The following is a 9,855-nucleotide window of genomic DNA, read 5'->3' on the forward strand; positions in this document are numbered from 1 at the left end:
GCATATCGGATTGATAGACCCCCATGCCTTAAAAACTCAGGCCCGAAGGGCGTAAAAAAGTTGAACGGAGCACAGATTGCTCCCTAAATAGTTACAGGAACTGTCTCAATATCGTTGTCAGACTCCGGACGACCTCAAGGCGTATCCATTTTTCTTCCAGTTCAGCGACGGCTTCATGGGCATTGTTCAGCAAATTGAGGAGTACCTGGGTAATCTGGGTGGGCTGACAATAGCAAGACAAACTGTCATCACAAGAAAGGTGTAAAACAATGTCATTTTCATATAAGCGATAGGGACACATGGACACCGCATCGTGAACAAGTTTTGCAGCAGACGCCTCGTAATGGGGCGCATGGTTGTCCATACGACATACCGAGCTGAGGGATTGAAGAATATCTAAGGAACGGTAGGCGTTACGATCAATAATTTTTAGAGAGTGGTTCATCATCTCCCGGTCGGGCGGATACTCTTCCATCAAGTGCTGTATGCTTTGCGTACCCATTAGAATGATGCTGAGAGGCGACTTGATTTCATGGGCAATGCTGCTGGTCAAAATATCTAACTCCGACAAGCGTTTAGCATTTTCAAATAATTGTCTTTCTTTTTCAAGCTGGGCTTTTGCCAACCTCTGTTCTGTAACGTCCTTGAGTATGAGCAGCACGTGCGCCTTATCTTCACTTTGAAAAGGAGAAAGAAAATATTCATTATAAACAGGGCCGCAATCCTCACAACGGATGTGAAGTTCACCTTTGCTGCGGGTTTCCGTTTTCAAGGCTATGTCGAGCGCCTCACCCAATTGTGGATAGATCAAGTTAATGGTATCCATAAAATTCGTTTCGAAAAATGCCTCCAACGATAAATTAAGTGCTTCTTCAGCCGCGGCATTTGCCACCACACAGAAGCCTTCATCGTTAAAGGCAACAATCCCAACAGGCGATACGGTGATCAATTCTTTATTGAGTGTAAGTGCGTCTTCCAGCCGTTTCGTTACTTGGCGCAGATCTTCTGTGCGGGTAAGAATCTGTTGTTCCAAATACTCGGTCAGACTCTGCTGCGTCCGCTCAATTTCCTTTCGCGCCGTAATATCAATTTCTACAAAGGCATATTGTTGAATACGGCCTGTTTCGTCTTGGATGGGACATAGACAGCAGTCATAAATCTTTCCAAAACGTTCCATTTCAAAACGACATATGGATCCTTCGTTTTTTGCCTTTTCAAAACAATTGTGAACCAGTGCAGTCTGCTCCGCCGTAAAAAACGAAAGAAGGCTCTTATTTTCAAGGGCAGGATCGCCGCCGGCAAGCCGTTCATGAGCGGAGGAGTTAGACACAACAATGTTATAGTCTGTGTCCAACAACAGCAGCGATTCCGGATTCGCCTCGATTAAGGTGCGCAAGGCCTGTTGACTGGCGTACAACTGGGCAGCAATCTTTTTGCGTTCTTCTTGCTCGGCCTGTAACAAGTAGTGGCGGTACTCTGCTTCGATTTTTGCGCGATGTGTTTCAAAAATAGAGATGTAGAAGCTGGCAAACACCGCCGTAAAACCGGTTGCAAATAAAATACTTAAAATGAATTGAGTAACTCTGTTTTCCTGCACGAAACCCAGAAGAGGAAAGAGATTCCAAGACAAGAGGACATCATAAACTTGAGATACAATAATCACCGCCACACCGCAACAAATCAACGTTCTCACTAAGGTTGAACTGCGCAGGCGAAAGAGAATATACGTGGCAACGCTCCCAAAAATAACCAAGGCTACAGCACTGAAAAAGAAGAAAAAATAGACGGGTACATTAAAAAAAAGAAATAGTATCCGACCGAAGAACTCAATAGAAAGTGCAATGGCGAGACCGAGACAAAACACCCAAGCCATCCGCCGCAATTCTGCATAGTACGAGGCAAATTGCTGCCGATGCTGCGCAGACAAATCCACTACCCCTGTGTCTTCATAACACTTCCTCTTTCCCATGACGATAATCCCCTATCGGCATAGCCGCATGTTTGCAATCCCGTTGCAGAACAAAATGCAACGAACAACACCCGTCTACTCAATTAAGTACAAACAAAACGATTTTTCATGATTCAACACCAATACGGAACATCAGTGCGTGAAGCATGACAACCCAAAAACTCTTTATTGTAATCATTCAGTTGTAATATGTAGTGTTAAGTTTACCACAAAACGAAAAGGTCAGGTACAAAAAGATAAAATTACCAAAATAATTTTAGATTGTTCATTTTGTTTGCACTATATAGATAGGGAACACTCCACAAGAGGAAAAAGTTACTGCGAGAGCTATGATTCGTGCTGTGCGGGGAGGTAGGAAGAGATTATTTTTTGTATGAGGAAAGGAGGCAGCAGAAAAATTATCGTTTCATGCTGCGGACGGCACGTTCCAAATAACCGGTTTTATAGGGGCGTATTTCTTCGCGCAGTTGTGGTATTTGCATAAATGGCAGAATCTCTAAGTCCTCGTCCACTTCAACCCTATATAAGCCCGCAACCTGCGATTGATAGTTTTCAGCTATGGAAATACCTTCAAATTTGCCCGGCAACCACCATTCCTGTTCTTCGACAGGGCGCGGGTCATCAGGATCCCCGGAAAAATATGGATAGGCTCGTTTAAAATCGCGCCAAAGTTCGGGTTTATAGGAGATATCAAGCTCGTAGACGGGGAAAAAAAAGAGAACCCGCCCGGCCTCCCCGTCATGAACACCATGGATTACAACGGTCTCGCTATAGTCATTAAGAACCCTGCGCTGATCATAGTGAATCGTAACCGGGATATCACATCCATGGGTGTCCAGTGCGAGAACCATATATTCCCATGCCGTTTCGCCTACCCCCGGCGGTTGTGGCGGGGTCAGTCCCGGCAGCGGTTCTTTCGGTTTGAACATGGCTGTATGATCCGTTATTTCCTCTTGCAGGCTTAGAGGATACCGTGGGTAGGCTTCAATTTGATTGGCGAGTTGATGGACTTGTTTCGTTTGCCACGCACGCAATCCGGCTGCCGGAACGATAATGGCCGTCACAGTAATAAGCACATAGCACAGAGCTTTTACGATTGGCTCTTTCCGTTCGGTAAGGAAAGGCGCATCTTTTAAAAAGGATCGGCGCCGTTCCTTATTCACGACTTTGACCATCAACGTGAATAACCATTTCCAAAAACAGATGACGGCAAAAACAGATACCACAGAGACAAAATAAACGCCGGTGCCGGGTGCAAACATGATGCTCGGATAGCCGCCATACCATGCCAATACAGCCGTGAGCACCAACGCCTCATATAGGTGTCGGGAACTGTATACGACAAGGACAAGGATCAGATACAGGAGTCCCCATTGCTTCAGATGGACGGCAGCTTTTTCTTGAATCAAAAGATTGATTCGCAGCCACAGGGACAACTTTTCATGGTCTTTGACAAATAGCCGGTGTATATCGTCGAACTGCCGCGGAATTGCCGCCACCGCTTCCCAAGCCCGACATACAAAGTCGCTGGGTAACAGCCATAAAATCTGATACACCAGACTGTCTGCAGCTTTTGCATATATATCCCCATTAAATAGGAGATACGGATCTAAAAGTAGATTTGTATCCTTATTGCCTTCATAACGTTCGTATTCGGCGCTTTCCTTATTAATGAGGGAATCTTCGACGCCTTTGCGCCGGGCATAGCTTGAGACAAGCGCCAAGGCCGCGGAATCCCCTATCATTACATTAGGCATCACCTCGTAAGAAGATTCATCAAAAGCTAAATTATATTCCACTTGCGGGCGCAATCCCAGCAAAACTGTGTGCATGGGGGAATGATAGGTGATGATAGAATGTCCGAATAAAATCGGATAGGAGCAAAAAAGAAAAAAGCCCATACACAAGATCGTTGCCGCAGCACGATAGAGGAAAGGCTGTTTTGTGTTCACCTTCGTCAAAATGAAGAGGACTAACAGTGCGGGAGGAAGGTACGTTACAAGTTCATAGCGAAAGCCGACGCTTATGCCTAAGATGATTCCCCACACAACCGACAGCCCAATGAGCATCCACCGATGCCAAGGACGTGTAATGAGGAGAAGGGTTATCCAAAGGCTGAAAAATAAAAAAGGGGCACGCACCTGATACTGGATCAGTGTATTTTCGTACAACATGTAAGGGGACAGGCAGAAGAGCAAGGCAAGCGCCGCACTTGCAAAATCTCTGACAACAAGCCGAAACATGCCGTAAATCAAAATGAGATTCAGGGTACGCATAAGTATCAGGAAGAAGATAAGTCCATTGAGAGATACGCCGAAGCAGCGCCACATCCAACCCACCGCATACAATAAATACAAGTGTGCTGCGGCGCGTGATTTCAAAGGCGCCAATTCTATATCAGCGGGAATGTGGGCGGTGTCAAAGCGGTCGCTTTGCCCAAAGATAAAGTCGGGCAAGCCTTCGATCTGCTCCACATCTGCTGTACCCATACCATGACCGGCAGCAAAAAACACGGCGGGATACAAATGCGACAATTGTGCCTGATACCGATTCTCCAGCGGCTCCGGTACGCTGTACAGATAAAGCGTATTTACCAGTATACCCAGGACGGTCACAATGAATACGACTACTAATTCTTTCTTTATTTTCATAAACTAAAGACCATTCTTAATTTGAAGGAAGATCCGTAATCATGTCATAAAATGTTTGTGAATACCAATAAAAACCCCGTGTCCCTCAGCCTTCGGTTGGCGGCACGAAATTCGGCTTTGCCCTATTCACTCAGGTTTTATATACTCATTGGTGTATCTGTTAGAAAAACACATTGAGATCATTCTAAAGCTATTGCGCCATGCCTGAAACTTCACCATAATTGAGCAGCCATGAAAGAAGTACGCCTTATAAAACGAACTCATCCTGTATCGTATCAAGAACTCTTTGCAGAACAGCTCAGGGTGCATGAGGCGGTGCGGACGGGCGAAGCACCGAATACCTTGTTTCTCCTCGAACATAACCCTGTTATCACGCTGGGTCGCCGCGCACGTGTCGAACATATCCTCGCCGATAAAGAAACACTGGCAGCGGCGGGCGTCGATTGTGTGGAGACGGATCGCGGCGGCGATGTGACCTATCACGGTCCGGGACAGTTAGTCGCTTATCCCATTCTTAATCTGAACGAATGGCGCTTGTCCGTTGATTGGTATTTGCGCGCTCTCGAAGAAACACTGATCACGCTGCTCCACAGCTACGGCGTGACAGCGGAACGGATGGAGGGTTATACAGGCGTGTGGGTAGAGGGCGCTAAAGTTGCCGCCATCGGCGTGGGGGTGCGCCAATGGGTCACTTGGCACGGCATCGCCCTGAATGTTGCGCCCAATGAAGCACACTGGCAGCTCATCATCCCTTGCGGCATCAAAGATAAAGCAGTCACTACACTGTCACGGCTGCTCCAGCCTTGTCCGCCCATGGAAGAGGTTATGGACCGTTTCACGGTAGCTTTTGCGCAAGTTTTTCAATGCAAAGTAAACAGCCATGCGCCCTAACTCCACCATACCCAACCCTAGCCCGCAGACAGATAAAGAAGGGTGGCGCTCCAGCCTTGTCTTGCTTGCAATTTCCGGTATCGTTCTCTTCCTTGCTTTTTTACTTCGCAGTCCCTACATGGCCTTTGGTCTCTATGCCTTCTTGATCTTGGTGGTGAGCGCCTATGTCTCCTCCTCCTTTTTCTTGAAGGGACTCCATTGCGAACGCTCCATCAATCGTCTCCAACTGTGGCAAGGCGAAGAGCTGGAAGTGTCCATACTGATCACCAACAAGCAGCGATGGCCCATTCCTTGGCTCTTTATGGAAGATGATTATCCATCCGATTTCCCCAGACAAGGACTGAATAAACGTCTTTCCATTCTCATGCCCGGCAAATCGGTGTCCTTGCGCTATAAGCTCACCTGTCCCCGACGAGGCTACCACCGCATCGGCCCTATCCTTTACGAGTCAGGCGATTTCTTCGGATTGCACAAACGTTTTCGCAGCGGCGAAACGCGGGACTACGTATCGGTGCTGCCTACGATTGCGTATATCGAAACTTTCAATGTAGCGGCACGACGCCCGCAGGGACCGGTTCGTATCACCAACCGCATCTATACCGATCCGACGCGAATCAGCACTATCCGAGAATATGTTCCCGGCGACCCCTTGAACAGTATCCATTGGAAAGCGACGGCACGGACGGACCGGCTTCAGGTCAAGTGTTTTGATCCCAGCAGTGTTTCAGGGGGAACCCTTATCCTTGACCTGCACGAAGACAGCTATGTCCCTGAAAAGCGGGAAGCGCGCATGGAACTCGCCATCACGACCACTGCTTCCATTGCCTACTTGCTTCAGCTCTCAGGCGAACAGGTTGGGCTCCTCACCAACGGCCGCGACGCCGCCGAAATCGCCCAGTATGAGACCGAGAGTTGGAGTTCATCCAACCGCTTTCAGATGGACGCACTCCTTGAGCAGGAGGCACAGTATACCCGTGTCAACCCGCTCACAGTCCTGACTGCCCGCGGCATTGACCAAGCGCAAAAAATTATTGAGAATCTGGCAAGAGTCGTGCCGGGACAACATCTCCAATTGGCGGATCTCATCGTGAACGGTTCGCGAAATCTGCCCCGAGACGCGACGCTCCTGCCGGTGACCGGACAAATCACGGATCGAGTCGCGCTTACCCTTGCCCTGATGAAACAGTACGGATTTAATGTAACCGTGTTTCTCATTGACGCAGGAACCCACTATAATGACGCGTCCAAGCTCCTTGCAGAACATAACATCCCCATGTTTCACATCGAAACCGAACGACATCTCCATGAAATTTCACCCCAGCGTATTTAGCACATAAAAATATTTTGTACTCGTTTCTTTCGGTGCGTCAAAGACAGGAAGACTGGTATACTAAACGCATAACTAATTCTGAAAGGTTTCTTATGATGAGAAAGACGGTAGGACTGTTTTTATGTTTTGTTCTTCTGGGAGCGATAATATCCACTAGCTGTGCGCATGCCCGGTCGGAAGACGCCCTTTACAGCAAGGGCGCAACGTGGCAGGAAACGCTCCATGCAACACGCGCCAATTATCACCAGTGGCTTGCGAAGGACAGCGGTCTTGCCGGACTTCAATTCGGCACATGGCATTATACAGCGCCGCTGCCGGCAGACTCCTTTGACGACAGCGCCTTTCCCGAAGAAGAGCTATCTTTTAACCAACGGGGCAAAAAAGGGGAACGACTGTGGTTTCATCATCAAAGCTTCGGTGACGGGGTCGTACAAAAATTAATATGTCCTGCTCAATCGGCTATCTATTTGGCGCGGATCATTCACGCTGACACAGCGCAAACACTGCACGCGGGAGTGGGCAGCGATGACGGTATGAAACTGTGGTTAAACGGCGAATTGCTCCTGTCCCGTGATGTGGCAAGGATTGCGGCACCGAACCAAGAACTCATTGATTTACCGCTGAAAACCGGTGATAATCTGCTACTCTTACGCATTTACAATGTAGGCGGAGATGCCGGTTTCTATTTCGGCGCGGCCAATGATCCTACCGCCGCCTTGTGGCAACGATTTAAACAAGATTATCCTGCCGAAGCCATACGCTTAGAATCTGACCTTGCCGAAGCAGGCGGCAAAACATGGTTTAGCAGTGAAGATCCGAAAACATTGGAATTAAGTCTAATCAGCCATGTATTGGATCAAAGTGCGCCCGGAGATGCAGCGTTGCAACAAGAATTTGCCGAGCTGTCTGACGGCGAAAGTGATACCTTACAACGATTGGACTTGTACGCCCGTGCCTGCGCCGTGCGTGACGGAATGCATCGTTTGGAACAAATCGACCGCGCTGCTTTACGCCGTGCCATTATCTATCTCAGTGAAAGCTACCCGGATAGCTATAAAAAAGGCGACAAATATCTGCAGCAGCTGGACACTATTGAACGTCTGTTTCAGGAAATTCGTGAAGAAGGAAGGGAATCGACTCTTGAAATGAAAGAAGCTGTGGATGCGCTTGTCCGCCTCCATCGTGAGGCGCTGCTTGCCAATCCGCTCCTAGACTTCGATCAGGTTATGTTGATCCGCCGTTCCGTGAATCGTGCAGGACTGCCGCAAAACTGGCAGGGTAACTGTTCGCTGCCCCGCAAAGGCTATGACAATGAGATCGTCGTCTTGGATGCTTTTAAAGAAGCCGCCAAGCCCAGCCGCCTATTCAGACCCGATCAAGATATACTGATTGCTGATATAGATCTTCATTTCGACGGCGATAAAATGCTCTTTTCTATGCTCGGATCCCATGATCGCTGGCAAATATGGGAAATGGCAACCGACGGTACCGGGCTGCGTCAGGTGACCCCCGGCCTAGAATCGGATGTTGATAATTATGATGCCTGTTATTTGCCCGACGGAAGAATCATTTTTGATTCAACCCGCTGTATACAAGGCATTCCTTGTGTGACAGGCAGTGATGCCGTAGCGAATCTTTATAGTATGGACGCCGACGGCGGCAATGTGCGCCAGCTCTGTTTTGATCAAGATCATGACTGGTGCCCCACGGTCTTGAACAACGGCCGGATCCTCTATTCACGGTGGGAGTATTCTGACACGCCCCACTATTTCTCACGGCTCCTTTTTCATATGAATCCCGACGGTACAAACCAAGTGGAATTCTACGGCAGCAATTCTTTTTGGCCCAATTCCATGTTTTATACGCGACCCATCCCCAACGATCCGACGAAAGTGGTAACCATTGTATCGGGCCATCATGGGATTGCACGCTTAGGAGAACTGGTTATTTTGGATCCGGCGAAAGGGCGTCATGAGGCGTCGGGCGTGGTACAGCGTATCCCCGGCTATGGGCAGCCCGTCGAACCGGTCATTGCCGATGAACTGGTGCAAAACAGCTGGCCTCAGTTTATTCATCCTTTCCCGCTTAGCGACTCCTTTTTCTTGGTATCAGCACGGCTCAAGCCCGACAAAGCCTTGGGGCTCTATCTGGTTGACCGTTTCGATAATATGTTGCTGCTCTACGAAGAACCGGGCTACGACATGTACGAGCCCTTGCCTTTGCGCGCTCAGCCCACACCGCCTGCCATCCCCGACCGCGTCAACTTGGCGCGCACTGATGCAACCGTGTACCTAATGGATGTCTATGAGGGCCCCGGTCTGGCGAATGTACCGCGCGATACCGTCAAAAAACTGCGCCTCTATTCTTTCCACTATGGATATCCGCACATTGGCGGTCACCAACATGTCGGCATGGAAGGACCTTGGGATATACACCGCATCCTCGGTACAGTGCCTGTGGCAGAGGATGGTTCCGCCTACTTCCAAGTACCTGCTAATACGCCGATCGCCGTGCAGCCTTTGGACGCTGAAAACAAAGCAGTACAGGTTATGCGCAGCTGGTTCACCGCCATGCCCGGAGAGGTGCTGTCTTGCGTGGGCTGCCATGAACCGCAGAATACGACGGCAGCCGTACAGTTCAACCGTGCCGCTCGCCGTGCCCCCGATACCATTATGCCTTGGTACGGTAAGGAGCGGGGCTTCAGTTTCCGCCATGAAGTACAGCCGGTCCTTGATCGGCACTGTGTGGGCTGTCTCGGCGCTGAACCCATAACGGACGGTCGCCCCGATTTCTCCCACCGTGCGGAAAAAGGCGAAGGGAATTTCCATCAATCCTATCTTGCGCTGCATCCTTATGTGCGGCGTCCGGGCCCTGAAAGTGATTATCATTTGCAAAAGCCCATGGAATGGCACGCCGACACCAGCGAACTGGTGCAGCTTCTTCAAAAAGGACACTACGGCGTGAGCCTTGATGAAGAGGCATGGGATCGGCTCATCACGTGGATTGATCTAAAC

At 49.1% G+C, this 9,855-nt stretch carries 5 protein-coding genes; 3 read left to right on the forward strand and 2 right to left on the reverse strand.

Features of this window, described 5'->3' with window-relative positions; all coding sequences use genetic code 11:
• Window positions 1–91: 91 nt before the first annotated feature.
• Together GX117_15390 and GX117_15395 are read right to left on the reverse strand one after the other, a co-directional pair.
• Window positions 92–1,969 carry a PAS domain-containing protein gene (locus GX117_15390; GenBank protein NLO34712.1) on the reverse strand — a complete coding sequence of 626 codons (1,878 nt, stop codon included), beginning with the start codon at window positions 1,967–1,969 and terminating at the stop codon, window positions 92–94.
• A gap of 398 nt (window positions 1,970–2,367) precedes the next feature.
• Window positions 2,368–4,620, reverse strand: a complete 2,253-nt coding sequence (locus GX117_15395) for a glycosyltransferase family 39 protein (protein NLO34713.1) — start codon at window positions 4,618–4,620, stop codon at window positions 2,368–2,370.
• Window positions 4,621–4,851: 231 nt separating this feature from the next.
• Here GX117_15395 and lipB point away from each other — a divergent pair, with 231 nt between their 5' ends.
• The 3 genes from lipB to GX117_15410 form a co-directional block, all read left to right on the forward strand.
• Entirely contained in the window at window positions 4,852–5,511 is a 660-nt protein-coding gene (gene lipB / locus GX117_15400; protein ID NLO34714.1) for a lipoyl(octanoyl) transferase LipB, read from the forward strand.
• Window positions 5,501–6,841, forward strand: a complete 1,341-nt coding sequence (locus GX117_15405; protein ID NLO34715.1) for a DUF58 domain-containing protein — start codon at window positions 5,501–5,503, stop codon at window positions 6,839–6,841. The genes lipB and GX117_15405 overlap by 11 nt, the downstream gene beginning before the upstream one ends.
• Window positions 6,842–6,933: 92 nt before the next feature.
• A partial coding sequence (locus GX117_15410) for a hypothetical protein (GenBank protein ID NLO34716.1) occupies window positions 6,934–9,855 on the forward strand: 2,922 nt, incomplete at its 3' end.

It is taken from the genome of Candidatus Hydrogenedentota bacterium (genome assembly GCA_012523015.1).
Classification (GTDB): Bacteria; Hydrogenedentota; Hydrogenedentia; order Hydrogenedentales; family CAITNO01; genus JAAYBJ01.

Coding starts and splice junctions, on each gene's coding strand:
- lipB (NLO34714.1), top strand. CDS start 4,852: ATGAAAGAAGTACGCCTTATAAAACGAACTCATCCTGTATCGTATCAA.
- GX117_15405 (NLO34715.1), top strand. CDS start 5,501: ATGCGCCCTAACTCCACCATACCCAACCCTAGCCCGCAGACAGATAAA.
- GX117_15390 (NLO34712.1), bottom strand. CDS start 1,969: ATGGGAAAGAGGAAGTGTTATGAAGACACAGGGGTAGTGGATTTGTCT.
- GX117_15395 (NLO34713.1), bottom strand. CDS start 4,620: ATGAAAATAAAGAAAGAATTAGTAGTCGTATTCATTGTGACCGTCCTG.